This window comes from Vibrio sp. 1978 (assembly GCF_033344345.1).
In genome coordinates, this window is sequence record NZ_JAWPOP010000018.1 from 67,231 (window position 1) to 90,517 (window position 23,287).

Below are 23,287 nucleotides of genomic sequence, written 5' to 3' on the forward strand. Positions count from 1 at the left end.
AAATCGCTACTGTTTGCACTTGTAAGCATTTGCAAACATCGTCACTGACGTAGAAAAGCTCAACGGTTGATACAAGTACAAGGTATCTGCGCCTAAATCCACCGCCTTGATGCGCATTTGGTTTAGCGTCCCCCAAACCATGTCTTTATCTGCGTGAAACCAGTAATCGTAAAAGTGTCCTTCTGAGCCGATCACGGTACCCATTAGTTCACAGTTTTCAATCGCATTCACATTGTCCCAAAGCACCTGTACTTGCTCAGATTCTTGAGTTGGGAACGTCACACATCCCGTTAATGATGCCGCTAACGCGAGAGTCATCACTCGCTTTTTCATACTTATATCGCCAAAATTTTTCATAGATGGCAGATTTTATGAATGGCTGATGTGATGACTAGCAAAAACTTTTTATCGCGTGTTCAAGCAGAATTAATGGACAACGGAAAAGATCCAAAAGGTGATCATGCAGCTAGCGAGCAAAAGCCTAATCACTCAGACCTAGCAATAAAGCTGTATCTGAGATACAACAGTAACGATTAAATAGCCGCGAGGGATAGAGTTTGGTTGCTAAAAATAAGCTAATTCGCTACACAGCTACGGAAGTCGCTGATGCATTTGACAAAGAAGATGAGCTCATTAAACAAGTTCAGTCCAACCAACTCTCGCAAGTGCTATTGCTTTGGCAAGTAAAAAGTCCAACGCTCGTGCTTCCCGCGGGTAAGAAATGGCCAGTGTCTAATGAGTTAGAACATGCGTTAAATACGTCTGGCTGGAAGCTCTTTTCTCGTAAAACCGGTGGTGCCCCAGTCCCTCAGGTGCCAGGTATTATCAATCTATCCCACATTTACCACTGGCCAGAAGGCGAGCCTTACAACATCAAAAAAGCGTATCTCGATTTATGTGCGATATTAACGGTTTTCTTTAAACAGCTCGGCGTGAAAGTGGATGTTCATGCTACGCCTTATTCCTACTGCGATGGCGAGTACAACCTCAACATTGGCGGGCAAAAAGTCGTGGGAACCGCGCAGCGTGTTTTACTTAAAAAAGGCGGCGGACAAGTGGTATTGTCACAAGCATGCATTCTGATTGATGCCGACGTCGAGAAGATTGTCGAACCAGTACGAATGTGTAATCAGCTTTGCGGTCACAGCGATGATATTCGTGGTGATGTCCACACACCGCTCTTCCATCATGTATCCGACCGCCCATCGGTAGATTCGCTCTTTCAGCAATTGACGAGTGCGTTTTTAACGCATGCAAAAGCGGAGTAATGAAAGGAGCAAGCCTCCCCCACACTCCGAACAGCATTTGATAAACTAAAACTGCATACCGTGATAGCGATGTAAGAATGGGCATCGCCAACGTAAAACCATTCAATCGATCGACCAAACCAGTTATCAGTTTTGCCTGCCAAAAAGAAATGAGATCCAGTTCAAATATTTATCCATGACGGAATTAGTTGAAGCCTGCGCGTAAAAGCCTCAGAATGTCGCACTTTTCGCACCGATTTGTTTTCGGCGCGTTGTTATCTAACTCTACAATTGAGAATCATACATATGGGTTTTACCTCGTTAGGTCTATCTGCTCCAATCCTTAAAGCTATTCAAGAGAAAGGCTACGACACCCCTTCGCCAGTTCAGGCAAAAGCAATTCCTGCTATTTTGGAAGGGAAAGACGTAATGGCAGCAGCGCAGACTGGTACAGGTAAAACCGCAGGCTTTACGCTACCGATTCTTGAGCGTTTATCGAACGGCCCTCGCGTTCGTGCTAACCAAGTTCGTGCACTTATCCTGACGCCAACGCGTGAACTGGCGGCTCAGGTGCAAGAAAACGTGTTTATGTACGGCCGTCATCTTCCACTAAGCAGTGCGGTTGTTTTTGGTGGTGTGAAGATCAACCCGCAAATGCTGCGTCTTCGCAAAGGTGCGGATGTGTTGGTTGCGACACCAGGCCGCCTGATGGATTTGTACAACCAAAATGCAGTGAAGTTCGACCAACTAGAAGTTCTGGTACTGGATGAAGCAGACCGCATGTTGGATATGGGCTTTATCCGTGACATTCGTAAGATCCTAGCTCTGCTACCAAAACAGCGTCAGAACCTACTGTTCTCGGCGACTTTCTCGGATGAGATCCGCGATCTTGCGAAAGGCTTGGTGAACAACCCAGTTGAGATTTCAGTGAATCCGGCAAACTCGACAGCGAGAACGGTTGAGCAAAGCATCTACCCAGCAGACGTTAAGAAGAAAGCACCGATGTTGGTTAAATTGATCAAAGACGGCGATTGGAAGCAAGTGCTGGTGTTTACGAAAACGAAACACGGCGCAAACCGTCTGGCGAAGTTCCTGATCGAACAAAACCTACCGGCTGCTGCCATCCACGGCAACAAGAGCCAAGGTGCGCGTACCAAAGCACTGGCGGATTTTAAATCGGGTGAAATTCGTGTGTTGGTCGCGACGGACATTGCTGCGCGCGGTATCGATATTCCGCAATTACCGCAAGTGGTGAACTTTGAGCTACCGAAAGTGGCAGAAGACTACGTTCACCGTATTGGTCGTACTGGCCGCGCGGGCGAAGTAGGTAAAGCGATTTCACTGGTGTGTGCGCTAGAAGCATCTGAGTTGTTTGCGATTGAACGTTTGATTCGAGAAGTACTACCACGTAAAGAGTTGGAAGGTTTTGCGCCAACCAATGTGGTGCCAGAATCTAAACTGGATACGCGCCCAATCAAACCGAAAAAACCTAAGAAGCCGAAAAAACCAAAAGCGCCAAATGCTGCAAGTGAAAACGCCCCAGCAGCCGAAAAGAAAGCAGGCAATGGTGCAAACAAACCTAAACGTCTCTTCAACGGTGGTAACAACGGCAACAAAAACAGCACCAACCAAGGCGGTGCAGACAAGCCTAAAGGTAACCGTGAAAACCAAGGCCGTGCACACAGCAAACCAGATGACCGCAAACCTAACGGCAACAAGCCAAATGGCAATAAACCGAATGGAAATAAACCAAACGGTAATAAGAGTGGCAACGCTGGTAAACCGTCTGGTAACCGCAAGCCAAACAATGCTAAGCCTGCAGGAAACAAACCATCAGGCCAACGCCGTAAGCCTCGTCCGCAAGCTGCAAACTAACCTGTAAACGGCCCCCGATAGCAAATACAACAAAGCCGCTGATAATCTCAGCGGCTTTGTTTTTCTTAGAACACAGTTTTTTATAACACAGCTTTGTTAAAACAGCCTACATTAAAGGTGTGATTCGAATATCTGCGATTTGCGCTTCGTTCTTTTCACCCTCAATACCACCAGCGTAGATGTAGGTTTCATTCGATGTGAGGTAACTCATATTGAAGTGGTCCTTCAGCGCGATCTGATAGGTTTTCCCCTGCTCCAACGCTACTTCAATTGGCGTCGAGTAACGCATACCTTGGTTTTCACCAATATGGCCCATCTGCAAGTAACCTTGGCCAACCACTTTACCTGCATCATCCAATACCTCTAACAATTTCACGGTGTTCGTGATACCAGTATTAAGTTGCCCTAGGTTATTGTTGTACCAAGCATCGAACTGGTAAGTGCCCGTTACAGGAGCTGTAAACGACTCTGCACCTTTTACGACGCCGCTGTCTTTGCCCACCGTAACCACTGAGACATTGTCTTTGAGTGGCTGATATTCGCCATCAAGTTTGATGCGGATCTCTTCACCGACACAAACTGGCTGGCTTGGGTTAGAACGGAAGCCTTTATCGTTAATGCTTTCAGCCAAATAACAAGCAAAACCTGTTGGCGTATCGGAATAAGATTGAGCAATCACGTTCTTTTGAATCAGCTCGCCATTGCGATACAAGTTCACGTTGTACTTGCTCGTCACGTCAATCGAAACCGAATTATCAACGCTTTTTACCACCAATGTTGGCTCTTGCGGAGAATAAACGCGACTGTCTTCACTCACATACGGTTTCACACCAGAAACCAAAGTAATGCTGCTATCTACATTCACAAGCGCACCCAGTGTCACGTGGAAATGCCCCTCTTCGTCCATCGTGACATTTTCAACTGGGTAGTAGCCCGTTTCATCTTTGCTTACTTCAGGCAAATCAATGGTTACCGAGTAGTTCTTTCCTTTGAAGGCAAAGTTTTCCAACTTGATTTGTTCAGACTGAGCCAACAAGTTATTGCGCACCCAACTTGTGATAAATGGCTTCACTTCCAACTTACCCGTTTCGGTATGGATGCCGAATAGGGTCTCTACCACCATGTTCAAGTAGCCACCCACAGACCAAAGCTGACGCTGAGAGTTAATCACTGGGCCATCCAAGCTCGGATCTTCGCCATGATCACTATGGATGATGAATGACTTACCAGAAAGCCACTCTAAGTTTTCCATGTTGGATAAATTGGTTGCCGTACCACGAACCAACGATTGAATGGCATTGTTCGCTGCTGCCACGTTTTGTGTTTGATGCGCGGCACGCAAGCTGTACGCGGTAACAAATGGCCAAATTGCGCGGTTATGGTACACAGGCACGTCTGGTTGTTGAGGGAAATAAACCGGCACGCCAAACTCACTGTGTGGGTAATTGGCCATGATTTGTTTCGCCTGCGCATCACTTGCCACACCACTGATGATCGCAAGTGCTTCGCCCAACATGTCGTATTTGTCGACCGCGATGTCTTTGCCATTATCAAACAAATAGCTTACGTACATACCGCGTTCGGCATTCCAAAACTGCTCGTTGATAGCGTTTTTTAACTGAGCAGCCCATTCAGTGTATTTGACCGCGTTGGTTGAGTCGTACTTCTCTGCCAACTTAGCCGCGAGCTGAATCGCGCGGTAGTGAACCACGTTTGTCGATAACGCTTTGCTGCTACCAATCGCATTGACATCGTTTGGCGTCCACGTTGAATACGTTTGCTCACGCCAATCAAGGAATGATTGCTCACCAGTGTATAAACCAGATTTCGCATCAAAAGCCGCCAGGCGATCGGCTTCAAGTGTATTACTGATCGCTTTGTAAGCGCGCTCGGCAAACTGGTTGTACTCTTCTCCATCCAATGCCGAAAGTAAGCGTTCTGCACCAAGCGCCCAAGTCGTGCGGTCGGTACTAATTGGCCAGCTACCGCCCGTGCCCGTATCTTGCACAATCTGCTCGCCATCGTATTGCTGATCGGTCGTATCGCGGAAAGCGGACAATTTGAAATTCAAACCATTTTGCACGCGAGTTGGATTCATCAATGCAAGCGAAAGGTCTGCTGCGTACGCCAAATCACGCGTCCATACGTAATGCCACTTCGCGCCCGTCTCAAAAACTTCCGCTTTGATTGGGTTGTTGTAGTTGTAATTGCCGTCTTTGATTTCAGAAACGGCAAGCTGGTCTAGCTCTTTCATCGTCAACGCAAACAACGCATCAAACGCGACATCGCCCGACACCACTCGCGGCCCTGTTTGTTCATTAATCACTAAGCCCTGGTCGAGCGCATCACGCAATTCTGTCGTCGTTGAAATACCAAATTCACGCAGCTCAGCTTTAGGATCTTTCACCGAGAAAATCACGGTATCACTCGAGTCATCGTAATTGGCGAACAGTTTCACTTCTTTATTCTGATGCCCTTCATGCACCATTGCAGGGTCGAGAATCGCATCAGAGTAGTATTTTTCCGCTTCTTCTTGCGTTGCTTTCGTCACAGTCATTGTCGCACGACTTTCATCGGCAAAGCTCACAGAAAACTTGTAATACCCTTTGTCTTCAAACGTGATCTCAGAGTTGCAATCATCGTTCATACACGCTTCATTCGTGTCTGGTTTTGGCAGGTACTCTTGAGCTTTATCGAACGCCGCGGGCTCCTCAAAATAGGTGTATTGGATCTGCCAACCCGGATCAGCAATCTTGAACTGATTGCTACCTCGAGCGACGCGCAGTACGGTTTCGTACTCGTTATTACCCAAATAGTTTAGCTTGGCATGCTCTGCCGTGCCCCAATCCCCATTTAAACCACGTAAATATAAGTCGGCTGAAATAATTGGTTTGTCGACCGGCACAGGCGCATCAGAAGAATCTGACCCACACCCAGCAAGACCAATACAAGACGCGACGGCAAGCGCAATAAAACTCGGTTTCATGTTCATCCCTTAGATTGTTGTTTTGGCGACAGTCTAAAGAACACCCTTTTGAGGGGAAAATAGGAAGTCAGGAGCGAGCTATAGATAACATCTATACGTCAGACCCCAACAGTGATGTAGATCTATGAAATGCGCATAATTTCAATCAAATGAGATTCCAGATTTGTGATTTATAAATGAAATTGTGCAAAATACCCCTCGTTCTTAAAGGGGAAAGAAAATGGACAAATCTCTGCAGCAATTTTTACTGGTTGCACGCTGCCAAAGCATCAGCGCTGCGGCAAGAATGGCAGGGTTAAGCCAGCCAACGGTAACAAGCAATTTAAAGAAGCTGGAAGAGAATCTCGGCGTGACGCTGTTTGAACGTCATCCTAATGGCATGGTGTTGACCGAATACGGACGCATCCTCTATCGCCATAGCAACGCGATGCAGCATGAATACAACCAAATGATGCAAAGCATTGATGAACGGAAACAGTACCAAGTCGGAAAAATTAAAATGGGCACTGGCGATGCGTGGTGGCCGCTATTCGTCAAACAAGCACTCAATGAACATCTGACCAAGCAGCCATCGGCATCTACGCACGTCGAATTTGGCAACCACTTAGGCTTGATGGATTCATTAATCAGCGAACAGATTGAATTCTTCATCGGTCACGAGATTGTCGGCTTGTCGTCTAAATGCGATGTTACGTTTATTCCACTATTTCAAACGGTTGATGCCTATTTTGTTTCCCCAAGCCACCCACTTCTAGGGAAAACCGTCACCGAAGAGATGCTGCACGAATACCCCGCTCTTTCGGTCACTTATGACGCTAAGAAATTCGCTCACGTCATCGACAACCCAATCCCGAAACAAAATGAACGCGAAAGGCAGCAACTGGATGACAGACCGACTTACGAAGTGGATTCTCTGCTCGCCAGTATTGATGTACTGAAAGAAAGCGTCGCGGTGATGTCTTATACCCGCCATCTGCAACCGTATTTGGAATCCTTTGGCTTACGATGCTTAACTATGGAAAACGAACCAAACCCTGGCACCGTCGGGATTTATCGCCACCGCCGAGAAACCTCTGAATCGCATCTAGATCTGATTGCTGGCATCACTCAGCGCGCTAAATTGCTCAACTAGAAAGTCCAAAAACAGGCGAACTCTTTTCGGTTGATATTGACGGCTTTGATAAATGACATGCAGATCCGCTTCAGCGCCTTGCGAGAAGGCGCTGAAGTTTTTCATATACCCATCCAAAACCGTTACTAAACGTTGCTGTTTGAGGTCTTGCTGAATATCTAAAATCGATTTCAACGCAATCCCCGCCCCCTCCAACGCCCATTGTCGAATCACTTCACCATCATCAGAAAAGCGCTTTGGCGTGACCGTGATCGTTTGGTGAGACTCTTCATCTTTAAAGTGCCACGTTTTTAATTCTTCATTGCTGCGCACCATGGCTAAGCAGCGATGATCCGCGAGATCTTGTGGACAGTTTGGGACACCTTGCTTCGCCAAATAATCAGGTGACGCGCACAGCACGCGTTGACTCGACGCCAGCCTGCGCGAAATGAGATTACTGTCCGCTAACTCACCGTAACGAATCACTAAATCGAGCCCCGATTCAGCCAAGTTCGATAAATTGTCATTAAGGTAAAGATAAGGCGTCACATCCGGATATTGCTCAGAAAAAGCCGACACCATCGGCGAAATAATTTGTTTGCCAATATCTCGTGGAGCTGAAATTTTCAACGTTCCGCGCACTTGCGAAATACCCGTTTGCAGCAAGTTTTCCGTCTCTTTCACGCTATCAATGATGTTCAGACAAGCTTGATGGTACATTGCCCCTGCGTCCGTAAGTGATACGTGGCGTGTGCTTCGGTTGAGCAGCTTTACGCCATAGCGTTCTTCTATCGCTTGCAGCCTTGCCGTTACCGTCGCCGGAGACAAACCCAACTCCCTTCCCGCCGCTGCCAGACCTTGATGTTTAACGATGCTGACAAACAACGTCATATCCGAAAACTTATCCACCTTCGCGCCCTTATTATTTGGAAAAACTGAATAATCAATTCAGATATAACCCAATTATCAAATTAAGTCGAATCCATATACTGACCCTATCAACATTGTTTAGACCCAGAACGTTATGTGACAGGGCAAAGTTAAACGCCGTAACGCTGTTCAACGCACAACAACACGCCCTGCCCAGCCAGAGATAGGAAACAAAAAATGAAACTGTACATTTATGAACATTGCCCCTTTAGCGCCCGCGTCCGTTTTGTTGCAGGCATACTGAATATTCAGCTCGACGTCATCAACATTGCTTATGACGACGAGAGCACCACCACAAACATCATCGGCGCAAAACAAGTTCCTCTTTTGATCAAAGACGATGGTGAAGCGATGGCGGAAAGCTTAGACATCATCAACTACTTCCTTGAATTGGCATCTTCCAATGAAAGCAGCCAACCCTCAGCACCGGTTTTAGACTGGCAAAAACAAGCGTTTTTACCGCTACAAAAAGTCGGGTATCCGCGTTGGTCAAACATGACGTTACCGGAATTTGCAACAGAAAGCGCTAAACAAGCATGGCGTGCAAAAAAAGAAACCGAAGCGTTAAATTTTGAAGCCTTGATTAACGATACACCAGCGATTGCGAAAGAAGTCGCCGCTTTGATAGAACAAACTAAACCCTTGCTCAACCTAAGTTCAGAAAAGCAAACGTCACTGGTTGATCAAGCCATTATGTTTTCCATTCTACGCGGTTTTTTCAGTGCGCCCGAAGTGCAATGGGATCCAGCCGTACTTCACTGGATGGCAACCGCTCGGAAAGCGACCAACGTGCCAGTACTTATCTAAGGAGCGCAACATGCAACAAAGAACAAATAAGCTGTTTGAACCAGCTCAACTAAAAGCGTTGTCACTACAAAACCGCATTGTCATGGCACCAATGACTCGCGCACGCACCACTCAGCCGGGCAACATCCCGAATGAGATGATGGCAACGTATTATCAACAACGCGCTTCTGCCGGGCTGATCATTTCCGAAGCCACACAAATTTCGGACGATTCTCAAGGCTATTCGTTCACCCCTGGCGTTTACACCGATACGCAAGTGGCGGGCTGGCAGGGTGTGACCCAAGCGGTCAAATCACAAGGCGCAGCGATGTTTTGTCAGCTATGGCATGTGGGCAGAGTGTCTCACCCAACATTCCAAAATGGTGAACAGCCTATCGCGCCATCTGCGCTCGCTCCGGTAGAGACGCAAGTTTGGATTGCAGATGAACAAGGCAACGGCAATATGGTCGATTGTGTTGAGCCACGCGCCATGACACAAGCGGATATCAACCGAGTTGTCGGTGATTTCGCGAACGCAGCCAAACGCGCTATTGAATCGGGTTTTGATGGTGTAGAAATCCACGGCGGGAATGGGTATCTGATCGATCAGTTCTTAAGAACCAACTCAAACCATCGAACAGACAACTACGGCGGTTCACGAGAAAATCGTATCCGTTTTCTTATCGAAGTGGTGGATGCAGTTATCGCCGCTGTTGGTGCGCATCGAGTTGGAGTGAGATTGGCACCATTCATTACGTTTAAAGATATGGACTGCCCAGATATCGTGCAAACGATCCTAGAGGCATCAAAACAGCTACAGGAGCGCGACATTGCCTACTTGCACTTGTCCGAGGCCGATTGGGCCGATGCACCAACGATTCCTGAGACGTTTCGAATCGAACTTAGAAAGCGCTTTCGCAACGCTATTATTGTTGCCGGTCGCTACGATCCTCAACGAGCAAACGAAGTATTAGAGAAAGGCTACGCGGATCTTGTCGCATTCGGACGGCCATTCGTAGCAAACCCAGACTTAGTCTCTCGCTTGCAACATCACCATCCGTTGGCAGAACTCGATGGCTCCACGTTGTTTGGCGGAAACGAACGAGGCTACACCGATTACCCTGCTCTGCAACAGGAATGCGCAGAACAGGCCTAACAAAAAAAGCCCCAACCTAGCTGCTACGGTTGGGGCTGTCACCAAACTAAAATTGGTTTTAGCTAGCTTAATCTGGCTAAGAGTTAAATCACTTCTAACGCGCCGCTGCGCCAAGGTTCGATAACGACTTTGATGTGATCATTTGGCGTCATTAACTTTGTAAATGCGTCTTCGACACCATCGATTCCCACTTTGGCGGTGAGCATTTTCTGCCAAGGCAACTTATGTTCGGCAATCGCTTGTAGGCATTGCTCAAACTCGTGCGGTTGGTAGTAGTAAGAGAATCTCAAGTCGAGCTCTTTTACCGTCGCGTACGCGTAGTTGATGATTGCAGGTGTAGTATGGATACCCGAGATGACGATTCGCGCTCGGGCAGGAGCACGGCGCAGAAAATCGTCAATCAAGGTATGCTTGCCCACACACTCATAAATGACCAGACGTGAGTTCATCGCGTACTGCTCACCAACGGCGATCTCGTCTTCCTTGGTCGGGTTGATCAATCGATTTGCGCCAAACTCACTAGCAAGTTGCAGTTTCTCTTCCTGAAGATCGACCGCAAGAATATTGCTCACGCCACGTTGTTTCAGTGCAGCAATCACCGCCAGCCCTATAGGGCCGCAACCGACAACCAGCGCGGTTTCTTCCGTTTCGATTTCACTGCGATTGACCGCGTGCAAACCGACCGCCAGCGGCTCGGTTAACGCCGCCGCCTCAGACGGCATTTCGTCTGGGACAGGCAGCAATAACGCTTCATCAAGCAGGAAGTACTCAGAGTAAGCACCATAAGTACCCGGAGTAACACCAACGCCTGCGCCATTTTGACTGAGCAACATCGGCACAGAGGTGACTCGGCTACCAACGGACAACGTTTGCTGCGTACCGGCACCGTATTCGACAATTTCCGCACAGAACTCGTGCCCTAACATCACTTGAGCGTGCTCACCGGATTCATCAGGTATCAACCCGAGCTGGTGGAATACATCAAATACCTCATCCGCGTGTCGAGTAATGTGAAGGTCGGAGCCACAAATGCCACAGGCAAGGCTGCGAACCAACACTTGTCCCGCTTCGGGTTGAGGGATTTCGACTTGCTGCAGGCGGACTCGGCCATCCTGCATTACAATACTGTTCATCTGTTGCATGGGGTTACTCCGCTAGCTCATCGCTTAGGCCAGCAATCGCACCCGGTTTGATATAGCGCGCAGTGAAGCCTTGCGCTTTGGCAGCGGCAACCACCACTTGCTCAATCCAACCTGCATCCATAATGTTGATGAAGTTACCCTCTTCGTCAAAGTTAATGTTCGCACCTTGGATCACCATAAAGCCATCAGCACCACCCGACTCTTCTGGACAGTGAAAGGTATGAATCGAACCACCTGGCTCATACAAATAACTACCAGCGGTTTGGACTTGGTCTGGGTATTCAATGTAGTGCCAAGCGCCACTCAGTGTATAGAAATGCACCACACCAGTATGGAAGTGCTTAGGTAAAGTCACGCCCGGTTTGAATTTGGCGCGAATCACCCACGTACCGTTTTCTGGATCAAGAAACAATGGGTAAACATCCACACCCGGTAGCGCGTCTTTGATGATCGACTCTTCATTGGTATTAAGAGTTAATAAGAAATCTTGGTGCTGAATAACTTCTGGTAATGACATAACTTACATCCTCGCTATTGCTGTAATGTGGCGTACTCGCCTATCCCATAAGTGGGTACTTAAAATTCTCGAAACCGTCAGATGCGCTGATGGTACAACCGTTGATACAGTTGGCTTTCTCGCTGACCAGAAACGCCACCACATCAGCAATCTCTTCTGGTTGTGTGAAGTTTTGACGCATCTGTTCTTTGCGGATGTGGTCCCACAGGCCAATCTCTTCGTATTGCCTTAACATCGGAGTATCAACGCGTCCCGGAGCGACAGCGCAAACACGAATACCCAATGGTGCGAGTTCTAATGCGGCGCATTTGGTCATCATATCGACTGCGGCTTTACTGACGTTGTAGGTAAAGGTCATTTCAGACGCCATTTGCGCATAAACCGACGATGTATTAAGAATTACGCCCGGCGTGCCTTGAGCTTGGAATTGTCTTCCAGAGGCAAGAATGCCGTAGTAAACGCCATTTTGGTTGACCTTAGAGATCGGCTCAAAATCGGCAATTGGGTCGTGGTCAAGCAGAGGTTTCGGCGCGCCAATGCCTGCGTTGTTGACCATGATGTCAAGCGAGCCAAACTGTTCAACCGCGCACTTCACCATAGCTTCAACTTGTTGGTAATCGGTGACGTCCGCGACAAAGGTTCCCAACTGCTTTGGGTCAAAACTTGTGTACATTTGCAATGATTGTTCTGAAATATCGACAGCAAGTACTTTCGCGCCTTGTTCCAGCAGTTTGTGAATAATGGCTTGGCCAATTCCACCTGCAGCGCCGGTGACAATCGCGGTTTTATTGATAAGTTCCATACGGCTTCTCGTCTATGTGTTTTTGTTATCAAAATGTAACTTAGATCAACTCGTTGACACTCACTTGACCTTTTGCGAAGTAAATTTGATACATTGCGATTTACAACCTGTTAACACTTAAAAATCGAGACATGTATATCGTACGAAGTGGCGCTGCCGATAAATTTGATAGCTTGGTTTCCGAACTAGGGCAGAATCCGGTTGAGATTATGGCTGCCGTCGGGCTGTCTGCTGCGCAGTTTCGCAATCCCGATACGTATCTCGCCTACCCTAGGTTGGCGGAATTGCTGGAGGAAGCGGCTGCTCGTTGTAAGCAACCGCTGTTTGGTGCGTTGCTCGCCGAGCGCCAAAACCTGCAAAGTTTAGGTGATTTGCCGATGTTGGTTTCCCGCGCAGAAACGGTCGGTGAAGCCTTGGTGCGGGTGAATGATTTTCTCTATCTGCATTCGTCAGGAGTCACTCTCAACATGACGCCACAAGATGATTGGGTACGGTTGTCGCTCAATATTGATGTGCACAGCGAACGCGGTATCGCGCAGTTGATGCAGTTGAGTGTGTCGCACTTAGCCATGTTTGTTACGAGCTTACTTGATATTGAAGCGAGCCACTTCTCTTTACACCTCAACCAACACGCCAGCTTCGAGGCAGAACAGAGCGCATTTGCCCAGCAGAACAAACTGCGTTTCGGTGATAAGTTTGACGGTATCCTACTTAAAGCGAGTCTACTTAACGCTAAGAACCACCAAGATGAAGACGCACTAGAGCGCCATTTTCAGCAACACCTCAAAGAGCTGCAGACCCGTTACCCTAATAATCTCAGTGACCAAGCGGCAAATATGATTGGCCGTCTGCTCTCAACCGGAGAATGCAGCGTTGAGCGCGTTGCAAGAGCATTGGACCTGCATCCGAGAATGCTGCAAAACAAGCTGAAACAACAGGGCACAAATTATCGGCAGCTTTTACAACAAGTGCGTCAGGATTTCGCCGAACAGCGATTGCATGAGAATATTCAGAGTATTACCGATATCGCGTTGCAACTGGGCTATGCAGAAACTGCGGTCTTCAGCCGCCACTTTCGCCGTTGGACGGGGAAATCGCCGAGGCAATGGCGACAAGAAAAAACTCAGTTACAAACGTTTAAGTCCATCAGATAAAAGCATAAATAACCTATCGCTCAAACCAAAAAATGTGAGGTGGGAGGGTTGGTATCGAGAATTTCAGCAATCACAGATAACCCGTGTTTGATGTAGCCTCGGTTTGTTTCTGCTCCCAAGCTGATTCGCACGTAAGGCATTGGCTGATTTGTATCGAGAACAAACGGTTTATATCCAGTGATCTGCACCCCTGAACGCTTTGCCGAAGCAACCAGGTCATCGCTATTCCACTGCTCGGGTAGTCTCAACCAAATGTGTTGTCCATTCGGGTGCGAGCTATAAACATGCCCTTCTAAAGCGGCTTTTGCTATTCGCTGTCGCTTAGCAAACTCATTGACTTGAAAGCGAATAAGTCGATTTAACGTACCGTTTTCGATCCACAAATGAGCGACTTCAAATGGTAATGGAGTCGCAGACCAACTCGTTGCCGCTAAACGACCAATCGCGTGCTGCAAAAAATGACGTGGGACCGTCAGATAGCCAGTGCGCATGCCTGGCGCTACAACTTTGGTTAAACTGGTGACATAGAAAGCTTGTTCGGGTAACAATGTGGCAAGGGGTGGGACACGGTTAGGTTCTAGTGCTCCATACACGTCATCTTCAATGACATAGATGTCGTATTTCTGCGCAATATTCGCTATCGCCTCTCGGCGTTCAATATCCATATGCGCACTAGTCGGGTTAGCCATGCTCGGTGTGCAACACAATACCTTGATTGGTTTGTGTTTACATGCCCATTCAAATGCATCCGGCGTTATACCAAACTCATCCATTTCAAGTGGTTGCAACTTAAATCCAAGCATTCTCGAGCGAGAGATCAAGCCATGATCAACCAAGTGACCACAAGCAACTAAATCACCGTGTTCAACAACTGTGCTTAAAGCCAACGTTAAACCATGGCATGCACCATTTGTGAGTAATATTTGATCGGCACCCACATCCAGCCCTTGGCTACTTAGAAATCGTGCTCCTGACTCAATATGATGAGGCTGACCTGTTACCGGCTTTGCTTTACTGATCAAACCACGATTGTTTGTTTGCCCAGCAATCTCCATTAACGCCTGATTAAAAAGCGTAATGTGGCGATCGGTCACCACCGGATGTGCAATCGACATATCAATTTCATCCGGCGTTTCTTTCATCTCTTGTGTCAGCATGAACTCCGTGTCCGTACTTTCATCCACAAAACCTGATTTGACAAAAGTACCATTCCCAACCCAAGACTCGATCGCCCCTTTTTTCTCTGCATAACCATATGCATGGCTCACCGTTTGTACGCTGACGCCAACTTGTTCTGCAAACTCACGATGTGTGGGTAATCGAGTCCCCGGTTTTAGATAACCACTGCGGACACATTCGACAAGATAGTTACCAATGGAGATGTATTTAGCGGTGCCTGGCCGAATGATCGGGTTCAAAGAAATTGTCATGACACAATATTTTAATTGATTCATTTTTAATGCTCATTGTAACTTCCATTTAACAAATGGCGAACTTTAACTCACAAAACGAGGTGAAATGCACAAAAATAAACCACAATTGTAATGATTGACATGAAATGTATGGGTTAAACAAACATGTTAAACAGCATCGTTTAATCCAAATACAACCCCAGAGGTAAATTGCAATCATTTTTAACGCAGATCTGGCTAGCTGGTAGAAGGTAGAAATACCTCAGCGTCTCCGAAGGCCCATAAGGCGTCGGATTTCTAACAAGGAGAAAATATGAGAGGCGTTGCTTTGCATTTTACACTGGATGAGTTCCAGGATCGGTTAACGAAAGTTCGGCAATCGATGGAAGAAAGAGAATTGGATGTCCTTATCATTCATGACCCTTCTAACATGGCGTGGCTGACAGGCTATGATGGGTGGTCTTTTTACGTGCCACAATGTGTCGTTGTTGGTCCATCTGATGAACCCGTTTGGTTTGGACGCTGCCAAGATGCCAACGGAGCATACAGGACTGCGTATATGTCGGCAGAAAACATCACCTACTATCCAGACCATTATGTAATGAATCCGCCGTTACACCCGATGGATTTCCTGGTCGAAGCCGTACTGGCTCCGCGCCTTTGGGATCGTGGTCGCATCGGCGTAGAAAAAGATAACTATTACTTTAGCGCCACCGCTTACGAATCACTCACTACGCACCTACCGAATGCTCAACTTCTCGATGCAACTGGACTAGTCAACTGGTGCCGCGCCGTTAAATCCGATCAAGAACTGGCGTACATGTACCGTGCCGCTCGCATTGTTGAAAATATGCACCGTGTCGCGTTCGACATGATTGAACCAGGATTACCGAAACACCACCTTGTTGCCGAGATTAACCGCCAAGCCGTGCTCGGGCATGAAGACCACTTTGGCGATTACACCGCGATTGTGCCGCTTTTGCCATCAGGTTCTGATGCTTCCGCACCTCACCTGACTTGGGATGACAGACCCTTCAAGAAAGGCGAAGGGACGTTTTTTGAAATCGCAGGGGCGCACCGCCGTTACCATTGCCCACTCTCACGCACTATTTTTCTTGGCGAGCCTGACGACAAGTTTAAACGAGCCGACGAAGCCCTAACTCTAGGACTTGAAGCGGGCTTGAAAGTGGCAAAGCCCGGAAATACCTGCGCCGACATCGCCAATGCACTAAACCAGGTTCTCGATAAAGCGGGATTCTCACGCGAAGGCGCCCGTTGTGGCTATCCAATAGGTTTGAGCTACCCGCCAGATTGGGGGGAACGAACCATGAGTTTGCGAGACACCGATAAAACCATCTTGAGAGAAGGTATGACATTCCATTTTATGCCGGGGCTGTGGTTCAAAGATTGGGGGTTAGAAACAACGGAAAGTATCGTCATTACCCATGATGGAGCAAAAACATTGTGTGATTTTCCACGCCACTTATTTGTTAAACACTAATTTTTCAAACCTTAAGCTCTGTTGAGCCAGGTCTGAGAACTAAAAGGACTTGATATGCAAAAAAGCTCGATCACAGCCACCATAGACTTTGACCGAGAAGGTGTACAGCACGGCTTCTTAACGCTGCCCTATTCACATGACGACTCCGCTTGGGGCAGTATTATGATACCTATCACCGTGATCAAAAATGGTCACGGACCAACCGCACTGCTTACTGGCGGTAATCACGGAGACGAATACGAAGGCATCACCAGCCTGCTAAAATTGACGAACTCGCTTCAGGCAGATCAAATCCAAGGTCGTGTCATTATTGTACCCATGATGAACTTACCTGCGGTACAAAATGCCTCACGTACGTCGTTTATCGATAAAGGGAATTTAAATCGCAGCTTTCCCGGCAACCCCATAGGCACAGTGACCGAGAAAATTGCGGATTATTTTACTCGTTACCTAGTTCCTAAGTGCGATTTTGCGTTAGACATTCACTCAGGTGGTAAAACGTTAGATATCGTGCCGTTCGCCGCTGCCCATCGTCTCGACAATCTCGATCAAGAAGAAGCCTGCATATTAGGTGCAAAACTGTTTGGCGCACCTTACACCATGATCTTGCTCGAAATGGACGCCACCAGCCTGTATGACACTGCCGTGGAGTCTCAGGGAAAAATCTTTGTTACCACCGAACTAAGAGGAGGCGGAACCAGCACTCCAGAAACCATCGCTTATTCCGACCGTGGCATTCGCAACTTCTTGCGCTTCTCAGGCAACTTGCCCGGTGACTACGAACAACCAACCCAACCAACTAAGTTATTAGATATGCCTGATGCAAGTTGTTATGTGCAAAGCCAACACCACGGCATCACAGAATACTTATGTGATCTTGGCGATACCGTCAAAAAGGGCGATGTATTAGTGAGAATCTTCTCGACCGAGCGCACAGGTACCGCCCCCGTTGAGTACAAGTCACAGCGCAATGGTATTTTCGCGGCGCGTCGTTTTCCTGCTATGGTGAATATCGGTGACACTATCGCAGTTATAGCCGAAGACTGCGGCGAGATAGGCTGATTGAAAAGCCAACTAAAGAAATCAAAACAAATGGCATACCAGAAGCAAACTGGAAAGCACCTTATAACAGCGACCAGTCATCAGCCTTTCATGAAATGATTAGTATTCTACAGGGAGACTCATTATGCGCCTCGATCGCTACGACGTAAAAATTCTACAAATACTTCATGATAATGGTCGTATCACCAAATCTCACCTTGCCGAGGCCATCAACCTATCCGTGAGCCCTTGCTGGGAGCGCGTCAAAAAACTGGAAGAAGCAGGCATCATTGAAGGCTACGGAGCAAGAGTAAATACCGATATTTTGTTCAAACGAACGTCGGTTATGGTTGAAGTTACGCTCAAAGAACACAACGCCCAAGCGTTCAAACGCTTCGAGCAACTGGTTCAACATTCACCAGAAGTCACTGATTGCTATGCCACGGGCGGTGGTGTCGATTACATCCTTAAAATTCAGTCAGAAGATATCGACCAATATCAGCGGCTTATCGACAACTGGTTAGACTCAGATGTGGGCATTGAGCGCTACTTTACTTACATTGTGACAAAAACAATCAAACGTGATGCGGGCACATTCGAAGTAAACCAAAACGCTTTGTTATAAAAGGGAAAATGCGCATCAGACGTGAACAGAAAAAACACCATATTTAACGGCACTAAAAAGAAAGTTCTGACGTTTTAAACCTCGGTATCAGAAATTATTTCGGTCACTTCTCCATTACAGTTTCATTATGGACAACGATGCTGGGAGAAGGACTCATGACAGCACTGCACAGCTTACATGCAGAGGAATTAAAAGCCTCGCACGACATGATGGCGATAATGAAAGACGTACGTTTGGTGAGAGGTTTAGCGTACGTAAATGGCAAATGGGTAAGTGGTGATCAATTTCATCCGGTGGATAATCCAGCAGATGGCACGGTCATCGGTTACATCACTAAGCTTTCTCAGCAACAACTCTATCAAGCGATTGATGAAGCCGACCAAGCCTTTCGTCAATGGCGAAAAATGCAAGCAGAAGAGCGCGCTGAAATTCTCATGCGTTGGCACGACCTGATTCTAGAATCAAAGCAAGATCTTGCTCATTTGATGGTGATGGAGCAAGGAAAAATACTAGGTGATGCTGTAGGTGAGATTGACTACGGCGCATCCTTTGTTCGTTGGTTTGCCGAAGAATCACGCCGCTGTTATGGCGAAACCATCCCAAGTCATATTCCGAATGCGCAGCTATCAACGGTGCGCGAGCCAATTGGTGTCGCAGCACTGATTACGCCATGGAACTTTCCTAATGCCATGATCACACGCAAAGCCGCAGCCGCACTAGCAATAGGCTGTCCGGTGCTCATTAAGCCCGCCAGTGAAACGCCTTTTTCTGCGTTAGCGTTGGCAGAGTTAGCAGACCGAGCTGGCTTTCCACCTGGTGTATTTAACGTGATCACTGGCGATGCGGTGATGGTGTCACAAACCTTGTGTCACTCCGATAAAGTCAAAGCGCTCTCGTTCACAGGCTCAACTCGAGTAGGCAAACTATTGCTACGCGACGCGGCACAAACCGTGAAGAAGTGCAGTATGGAGCTAGGTGGTAACGCCCCTTTCATCGTGCTGCCAGATATGGATGTCGAGCAAGCAACCAAAGCCGCCGTGGATGCGAAGTTTCAAACCGCAGGACAAGACTGCTTGGCCGCAAACCGTATTTTCGTCCCTGACGATAAGTACGAAGCGTTTTTGGAAGCGTTTGCCAAGGAAATGAGCCACATCGTTTTAGGCAATGGCTTAGATGAAAAAACCACCATGGGACCGCTTATTAATCGCACTGCGGTGGATAAAGCGCATGATTTGGTGCGTGACGCGCTCGACAAAGGCGCGCGATTGGTAGCGGGATACCACCAGCCCGTACCAGGCGAAAACTTCTTCGCGCCGACATTGCTAGCCGATGTCACCCCTGAAATGGCGGTGTATCGCGAAGAGAATTTTTGTCCTGTGGCAGGCGTATTGCCTTACCAAGACTTAGATACCGTGATTGAAATGAGCAACGACACTGAGTACGGCTTAGCTGCCTATGTTTATGGTCACGATATTCACCAAATTTGGCACTGCATGCGCGGTTTGGAGTTTGGCATGGTGAGCGTGAACTCCGTCAAAATGACAGGGCACCCTATCCCATTCGGCGGCGTGAAACAGTCTGGTCTTGGACGAGAAGGAAGCCGTCACGGATTTGAAGAATACAGCGAAATCAAATACTGCTGCTTAGGCGCTTTACCAACCGTCAGTGGCAGTTGAGACACGAAATATGGATATCCAATTATTCGAGGAGAAGGATCATGAGTAACAAAACCCAACAACTTTTAGAGATCGATCGTCAGAGAGTATTTCATGCCTCAACCCACCTGAAGCAGTATGCGGCCGGGGAGCTTCCGGGAAGAATTATCTCGAGCGGAAGCGGAATACGCATCATCGATTCAGAAGGCATCGAGCTGATAGACGGCTTTGCCGGGTTGTATTGTGTAAACATTGGCTATGGCAGGACCGAAATGGCCGATGCGATTTATGAGCAAGCCAAAGAACTGGCGTACTACCACACGTACGTCGGTCATACGAACGAAGCGCTCGTGACACTGTCAGATCGCATCATCAAAATGGCGCCTGAAGGCATGAGCAAAGTTTACTACGGCATGTCAGGCAGCGACGCGAACGAAACTCAACTTAAGTTGGTATGGTATTACAACAATGCTCGTGGTCTACCAGAGAAGAAAAAAATCATTTCGCGTGACCGCGGCTACCATGGTTCAAGTATCGCGTCCGGTTCAATGACAGGTTTGCCGCTGTTCCACGCCCATTTTGATTTACCACTTGAGCGTATCAAACACACCATCGCGCCATATTATTATCGCCGTGAAGACGAGAGTATGTCTGAGCTCGAATTCTCTCAATATTGCGCAGATCAACTCGAAGCGATGATCTTGGAAGAAGGCCCAGAAACGGTAGCAGCAATGATTGCAGAACCAGTGCTCGGTACTGGCGGTATTGTGCCACCACCAGCAGGGTACTGGCAGGCGATTCGCAAAGTGCTCGACAAATACGATGTACTCTTGATTGCGGATGAAGTGGTGTGTGGCTTTGGTCGCCTCGGCTCCGATTTTGGCTCACTGCACTACGACATGAAACCAGATCTCATCACGGTAGCGAAAGGGTTAACCTCAGCGTATCAACCGCTGTCTGGCGTGATCGTCGGTGAACGAGTTTGGAGTGTGCTAGAAAACGGCACCGACCAATGGGGCGCTATCGGACACGGTTATACCTACTCTGGTCACCCAATGGGAGCGGCAGCCGCGAACTGCAACCTCGATATCATTGAACGTGAAGGCTTGGTAAAAAACGCGGCCGAAGTCGGCGCTTACTTGCAGCAACGCATGGCGGAGACGTTTAGCGATCATCCATTGGTCGGTGATACTCGTGGCGTTGGCTTGTTGCATGCGTTGGAGTTTTCTTCAGACAAGCTCCGCCGTGCACACTTTGATCCAAACTTGAAAGTAGGCCCGCAAATCGCGGCGGCCTGTTTAGAGCGAGGCTTAATCGCTCGCGCTATGCCACATGGTGACATCCTCGGTTTTGCTCCACCGCTTATCGCGAATCGTAACGATATAGACACCATTGTCGACAAAGCGGATCAAGCGGTAAACAAAGTGATGGATAACCTCGTCACATCTAAACAGTGGCAGCTATAACCCACCTAGATTTCAGTAATGCTCGCGGGCTTTGGAGAAGGCCCGCTTTGCACTTTCCATTAAAGAGACAACAAGCCAACCAAACATTTTAGACCCATAGAAAGCACTATTATTTACTACAAGTGGCAATAGTGGGTAAAATGCCCAAAATTGCGCACTAACTGGATGAAACATGGCAAAACTTACCCTTCAAGAACAAATGCTGAAAGCTGGCTTAGTTAATGAAAAGAAACTAAAGAAAGCGAAGAAAGGCTCAAAAAAATCACGCGTTCAAGCACGCGAAGTAAAAGCGGCGGTTGAAGAGAATAAACGCCAACAGTTAGAGCGTGATAAACAATTGAGCGAGCAGCAAAATGCTGAGCGATTAAACAAAGAGATCAAAGCGCAGATCAATCAATTGATTGAGATGAACAAGATCGACTTAAAAGATGGCGACATCAAATACAACTTCACTCACGGTACGCTAGTGAAATCACTTTATGTAGATTCACTTATCCGCGAGCAGTTGATCAAAGGTATTTTGGCAATCGCAATTTTTGGTGAAAGCTATGTTGTCATTCCACGTGGAGTAGCGAATAAAATTGCTCAACGTGATGAGTCCGTCATCATCGAACAAAAAGAACCTGAATCGGACATTCCAGCAGAAGACGATCCATACGCAGATTTCGTCGTGCCTGACGATTTGATGTGGTAACAATAAATAATCGATGCATCAACTAAAAGAGCCGCTGATGTAACATCAGCGGCTCTTTTTATAGAAAAATAATCTACGGAGATGATGTGTTGTTATTGCTTACTTAGTAGCAAATTCGCACCTGATGCGGCTAAAAACAACGAACATCCGCGATTGAAACGTTTCGCCATTTTTGGATTTGAAAACCAGTGCCTCAAGTACAAACCAAAGATGGCATAGATTGAAATGGCGACCATTTCTAATATCAAAAACGTCGAGCCAAGGGCAAAAAACTGCTCTTGAACGTTGGCATTGGCATCAACAAATTGCGGCAAGAATGCAGTAAAAATAAGTATCGCTTTCGGGTTGCCAGCAGCAAGCGTAAATTCTTGCTTCGCAAGTCCTGCGTAATTGCGCGAATTGTCCAAGTCAGAGATCGGGCTGGACTCTGAACGCCAAAGGTTAAACGCAATCCACAGTAGATACAGCGCTCCTACCAACTTTATTGCCAAAAATAGCATTTCTGACGTATACAAAATCACAGCCAGACCTGATGCAGACAACGCAATCATCGCTGAAAAAGCAGCAATTCTGCCTAAACTGGCCGTAAACGCGGCCCTAAAGCCGTAACAACGCGCATTATTCATTGCCAATAAATTGTTTGGGCCTGGAGCCATATTTAGAGCGAAGCAAGCAGGAATAAAAAGGAGAAGCTGCCAAATATCCATAATAAAATGGTCTTAGTGAGTGATTTTGATCGGTACCCTAACATCTGTTAATAAAGTGAGTAAACCACAAACCGATCTTAAAGCAACTCAGCACCAAATCGTACCGTGCGAGCTTGAACTAACGTGCAGTTCGTTTCAGCCATCAGCTCCGCTAGGGTGATGTTTGGGTTTTGTCTCACCAAACGTATCAACTTCACGTCCAAAGGTTCCAATTTGTCTTGGTGAGCAAGTAGAGCTTGTTCGATCTTGTTGATCGCAAATCGCATCGTCTCTGCTTCTTCGTTTTTGAGATGCTCTAAAAACGCTTTTACATCCAAAGCCTCGCCCGAGATTTGCCAGTGACGAGATCGTCTAATTCGCTTAAGATCGCACTGTTTTTCTGCTGCGAGTGTTTTCGCTCGCTTGGCATGGTCGCCCCCAATACGGTGAATCAAGGGTGGGAGCGAAATCGTAATCTTCGTCTCTTTCATGGCCTTTTCT

At 47.5% G+C, this 23,287-nt stretch carries 21 protein-coding genes and 1 pseudogene; 12 read left to right on the forward strand and 10 right to left on the reverse strand.

The features are described from left to right. Window positions 1-6: 6 nt before the first annotated feature. Window positions 7-333 carry a DUF4156 domain-containing protein gene (locus R8N49_RS17245; protein WP_017633591.1) on the reverse strand — a complete coding sequence of 109 codons (327 nt, stop codon included), beginning with the start codon at window positions 331-333 and terminating at the stop codon, window positions 7-9. Between the two features lie 224 nt (window positions 334-557). Between R8N49_RS17245 and R8N49_RS17250 the strand changes: the two genes are divergently transcribed. Next, the gene (locus R8N49_RS17250; protein WP_005373753.1) at window positions 558-1,268 is read left to right on the forward strand and encodes a biotin/lipoate A/B protein ligase family protein; all 711 of its coding nucleotides are present in this window, start codon (window positions 558-560) and stop codon (window positions 1,266-1,268) included. Between the two features lie 59 nt (window positions 1,269-1,327). Here the strand turns inward: R8N49_RS17250 and R8N49_RS31030 are convergent. Continuing rightward, window positions 1,328-1,405: pseudogene (locus R8N49_RS31030) on the reverse strand (VOC family protein); the annotation flags it as partial. A gap of 148 nt (window positions 1,406-1,553) precedes the next feature. Here R8N49_RS31030 and R8N49_RS17255 point away from each other — a divergent pair. Beyond that, the gene (locus R8N49_RS17255) at window positions 1,554-3,122 is read left to right on the forward strand and encodes a DEAD/DEAH box helicase (protein ID WP_258489123.1); all 1,569 of its coding nucleotides are present in this window, start codon (window positions 1,554-1,556) and stop codon (window positions 3,120-3,122) included. 106 nt (window positions 3,123-3,228) lie between these two features. On the opposite strand, the gene R8N49_RS17260 is transcribed toward R8N49_RS17255, so the two are convergent. Next, window positions 3,229-6,108, reverse strand: a complete 2,880-nt coding sequence (locus R8N49_RS17260; RefSeq protein WP_062854892.1) for an MGH1-like glycoside hydrolase domain-containing protein — start codon at window positions 6,106-6,108, stop codon at window positions 3,229-3,231. Between the two features lie 220 nt (window positions 6,109-6,328). Here R8N49_RS17260 and R8N49_RS17265 point away from each other — a divergent pair, with 220 nt between their 5' ends. Continuing rightward, on the forward strand, window positions 6,329-7,240 hold the full coding sequence (locus R8N49_RS17265) for a LysR family transcriptional regulator (RefSeq protein WP_213910121.1): 912 nt from the start codon (window positions 6,329-6,331) through the stop codon (window positions 7,238-7,240). On the opposite strand, the gene R8N49_RS17270 is transcribed toward R8N49_RS17265, so the two are convergent. Beyond that, on the reverse strand, window positions 7,193-8,128 hold the full coding sequence (locus R8N49_RS17270) for a LysR family transcriptional regulator (RefSeq protein WP_138940061.1): 936 nt from the start codon (window positions 8,126-8,128) through the stop codon (window positions 7,193-7,195). The two genes, R8N49_RS17265 and R8N49_RS17270, sit on opposite strands and share 48 nt — an antisense overlap. 198 nt (window positions 8,129-8,326) lie before the next feature. On the opposite strand from R8N49_RS17270, the gene grxB reads away from it, so the two are divergent. Both grxB and R8N49_RS17280 read left to right on the forward strand, forming a co-directional pair. Then, on the forward strand, window positions 8,327-8,956 hold the full coding sequence (grxB, locus tag R8N49_RS17275) for a glutaredoxin 2 (RefSeq protein ID WP_213891498.1): 630 nt from the start codon (window positions 8,327-8,329) through the stop codon (window positions 8,954-8,956). A gap of 10 nt (window positions 8,957-8,966) precedes the next feature. After that, window positions 8,967-10,091, forward strand: coding sequence for an alkene reductase (locus tag R8N49_RS17280; protein ID WP_213891500.1), 1,125 nt, complete (start codon window positions 8,967-8,969; stop codon window positions 10,089-10,091). An 83-nt stretch (window positions 10,092-10,174) separates the two neighbouring features. Here the strand turns inward: R8N49_RS17280 and R8N49_RS17285 are convergent, their stop codons facing one another. From R8N49_RS17285 to R8N49_RS17295, 3 genes are read right to left on the reverse strand one after another with little or no spacing between them, the layout of a single operon-like run. Beyond that, complete coding sequence (locus R8N49_RS17285; protein ID WP_170893100.1) at window positions 10,175-11,233, reverse strand: zinc-binding dehydrogenase; 1,059 nt, start codon at window positions 11,231-11,233, stop codon at window positions 10,175-10,177. A 4-nt stretch (window positions 11,234-11,237) separates the two neighbouring features. After that, window positions 11,238-11,750 (reverse strand): 2,4'-dihydroxyacetophenone dioxygenase family protein, encoded by a 513-nt coding sequence (locus tag R8N49_RS17290; RefSeq protein WP_064376198.1) that lies wholly within the window; start codon window positions 11,748-11,750, stop codon window positions 11,238-11,240. Window positions 11,751-11,790: 40 nt separating this feature from the next. Further along, the gene (locus R8N49_RS17295; RefSeq protein ID WP_258489124.1) at window positions 11,791-12,552 is read right to left on the reverse strand and encodes an SDR family NAD(P)-dependent oxidoreductase; all 762 of its coding nucleotides are present in this window, start codon (window positions 12,550-12,552) and stop codon (window positions 11,791-11,793) included. 131 nt (window positions 12,553-12,683) lie between these two features. On the opposite strand from R8N49_RS17295, the gene R8N49_RS17300 reads away from it, so the two are divergent. Next, window positions 12,684-13,706: a helix-turn-helix domain-containing protein gene (locus R8N49_RS17300; protein WP_170890203.1), complete on the forward strand. Its 1,023-nt coding sequence runs from the start codon at window positions 12,684-12,686 to the stop codon at window positions 13,704-13,706. A 20-nt stretch (window positions 13,707-13,726) separates the two neighbouring features. Here the strand turns inward: R8N49_RS17300 and R8N49_RS17305 are convergent, their stop codons facing one another. Then, a complete protein-coding gene (locus R8N49_RS17305; protein WP_171345905.1) occupies window positions 13,727-15,160 on the reverse strand; it encodes a PLP-dependent aminotransferase family protein in 1,434 nt (477 codons plus the stop codon). A gap of 271 nt (window positions 15,161-15,431) precedes the next feature. Here R8N49_RS17305 and doeA point away from each other — a divergent pair, with 271 nt between their 5' ends. The 6 genes from doeA (at window position 15,432) to R8N49_RS17335 (ending at window position 22,100) form a co-directional block, all read left to right on the forward strand. Next, window positions 15,432-16,619: an ectoine hydrolase DoeA gene (gene doeA, locus R8N49_RS17310; protein WP_005373780.1), complete on the forward strand. Its 1,188-nt coding sequence runs from the start codon at window positions 15,432-15,434 to the stop codon at window positions 16,617-16,619. Window positions 16,620-16,673: 54 nt separating this feature from the next. Beyond that, entirely contained in the window at window positions 16,674-17,681 is a 1,008-nt protein-coding gene (doeB, locus tag R8N49_RS17315; RefSeq protein WP_169628778.1) for a N(2)-acetyl-L-2,4-diaminobutanoate deacetylase DoeB, read from the forward strand. Between the two features lie 124 nt (window positions 17,682-17,805). After that, window positions 17,806-18,285 carry an Lrp/AsnC family transcriptional regulator gene (locus R8N49_RS17320; protein ID WP_054576150.1) on the forward strand — a complete coding sequence of 160 codons (480 nt, stop codon included), beginning with the start codon at window positions 17,806-17,808 and terminating at the stop codon, window positions 18,283-18,285. Window positions 18,286-18,440: 155 nt separating this feature from the next. Then, window positions 18,441-19,961 carry an NAD-dependent succinate-semialdehyde dehydrogenase gene (locus R8N49_RS17325; RefSeq protein ID WP_258489126.1) on the forward strand — a complete coding sequence of 507 codons (1,521 nt, stop codon included), beginning with the start codon at window positions 18,441-18,443 and terminating at the stop codon, window positions 19,959-19,961. A 41-nt stretch (window positions 19,962-20,002) separates the two neighbouring features. Further along, window positions 20,003-21,406 (forward strand): aspartate aminotransferase family protein, encoded by a 1,404-nt coding sequence (locus R8N49_RS17330; protein WP_258489127.1) that lies wholly within the window; start codon window positions 20,003-20,005, stop codon window positions 21,404-21,406. Between the two features lie 172 nt (window positions 21,407-21,578). Then, window positions 21,579-22,100 carry a DUF2058 domain-containing protein gene (locus tag R8N49_RS17335; RefSeq protein WP_033906326.1) on the forward strand — a complete coding sequence of 174 codons (522 nt, stop codon included), beginning with the start codon at window positions 21,579-21,581 and terminating at the stop codon, window positions 22,098-22,100. 92 nt (window positions 22,101-22,192) lie between these two features. Here R8N49_RS17335 and R8N49_RS17340 read toward each other — a convergent pair whose 3' ends face one another. Together R8N49_RS17340 and R8N49_RS17345 are read right to left on the reverse strand one after the other, a co-directional pair. Further along, entirely contained in the window at window positions 22,193-22,807 is a 615-nt protein-coding gene (locus R8N49_RS17340; protein WP_017633575.1) for a LysE family translocator, read from the reverse strand. Between the two features lie 77 nt (window positions 22,808-22,884). Then, window positions 22,885-23,277, reverse strand: a complete 393-nt coding sequence (locus tag R8N49_RS17345) for a ribosome recycling factor family protein (protein ID WP_318190024.1) — start codon at window positions 23,275-23,277, stop codon at window positions 22,885-22,887. Between the last annotated feature and the right edge of the window lie 10 nt (window positions 23,278-23,287).

Bases quoted from the DNA above. Each gene is read 5' to 3' on its own strand.
- R8N49_RS17255 (WP_258489123.1), top strand. From the start codon at position 1,554: ATGGGTTTTACCTCGTTAGGTCTATCTGCTCCAATCCTTAAAGCTATT.
- grxB (WP_213891498.1), top strand. From the start codon at position 8,327: ATGAAACTGTACATTTATGAACATTGCCCCTTTAGCGCCCGCGTCCGT.
- doeA (WP_005373780.1), top strand. From the start codon at position 15,432: ATGAGAGGCGTTGCTTTGCATTTTACACTGGATGAGTTCCAGGATCGG.
- R8N49_RS17295 (WP_258489124.1), bottom strand. From the start codon at position 12,552: ATGGAACTTATCAATAAAACCGCGATTGTCACCGGCGCTGCAGGTGGA.
- R8N49_RS17260 (WP_062854892.1), bottom strand. From the start codon at position 6,108: ATGAAACCGAGTTTTATTGCGCTTGCCGTCGCGTCTTGTATTGGTCTT.
- doeB (WP_169628778.1), top strand. From the start codon at position 16,674: ATGCAAAAAAGCTCGATCACAGCCACCATAGACTTTGACCGAGAAGGT.
- R8N49_RS17345 (WP_318190024.1), bottom strand. From the start codon at position 23,277: ATGAAAGAGACGAAGATTACGATTTCGCTCCCACCCTTGATTCACCGT.
- R8N49_RS17330 (WP_258489127.1), top strand. From the start codon at position 20,003: ATGAGTAACAAAACCCAACAACTTTTAGAGATCGATCGTCAGAGAGTA.
- R8N49_RS17335 (WP_033906326.1), top strand. From the start codon at position 21,579: ATGGCAAAACTTACCCTTCAAGAACAAATGCTGAAAGCTGGCTTAGTT.
- R8N49_RS17305 (WP_171345905.1), bottom strand. From the start codon at position 15,160: ATGAATCAATTAAAATATTGTGTCATGACAATTTCTTTGAACCCGATC.
- R8N49_RS17320 (WP_054576150.1), top strand. From the start codon at position 17,806: ATGCGCCTCGATCGCTACGACGTAAAAATTCTACAAATACTTCATGAT.
- R8N49_RS17265 (WP_213910121.1), top strand. From the start codon at position 6,329: ATGGACAAATCTCTGCAGCAATTTTTACTGGTTGCACGCTGCCAAAGC.
- R8N49_RS17300 (WP_170890203.1), top strand. From the start codon at position 12,684: ATGTATATCGTACGAAGTGGCGCTGCCGATAAATTTGATAGCTTGGTT.
- R8N49_RS17290 (WP_064376198.1), bottom strand. From the start codon at position 11,750: ATGTCATTACCAGAAGTTATTCAGCACCAAGATTTCTTATTAACTCTT.
- R8N49_RS17285 (WP_170893100.1), bottom strand. From the start codon at position 11,233: ATGCAACAGATGAACAGTATTGTAATGCAGGATGGCCGAGTCCGCCTG.
- R8N49_RS17340 (WP_017633575.1), bottom strand. From the start codon at position 22,807: ATGGATATTTGGCAGCTTCTCCTTTTTATTCCTGCTTGCTTCGCTCTA.
- R8N49_RS17280 (WP_213891500.1), top strand. From the start codon at position 8,967: ATGCAACAAAGAACAAATAAGCTGTTTGAACCAGCTCAACTAAAAGCG.
- R8N49_RS17325 (WP_258489126.1), top strand. From the start codon at position 18,441: ATGACAGCACTGCACAGCTTACATGCAGAGGAATTAAAAGCCTCGCAC.
- R8N49_RS17245 (WP_017633591.1), bottom strand. From the start codon at position 333: ATGAAAAAGCGAGTGATGACTCTCGCGTTAGCGGCATCATTAACGGGA.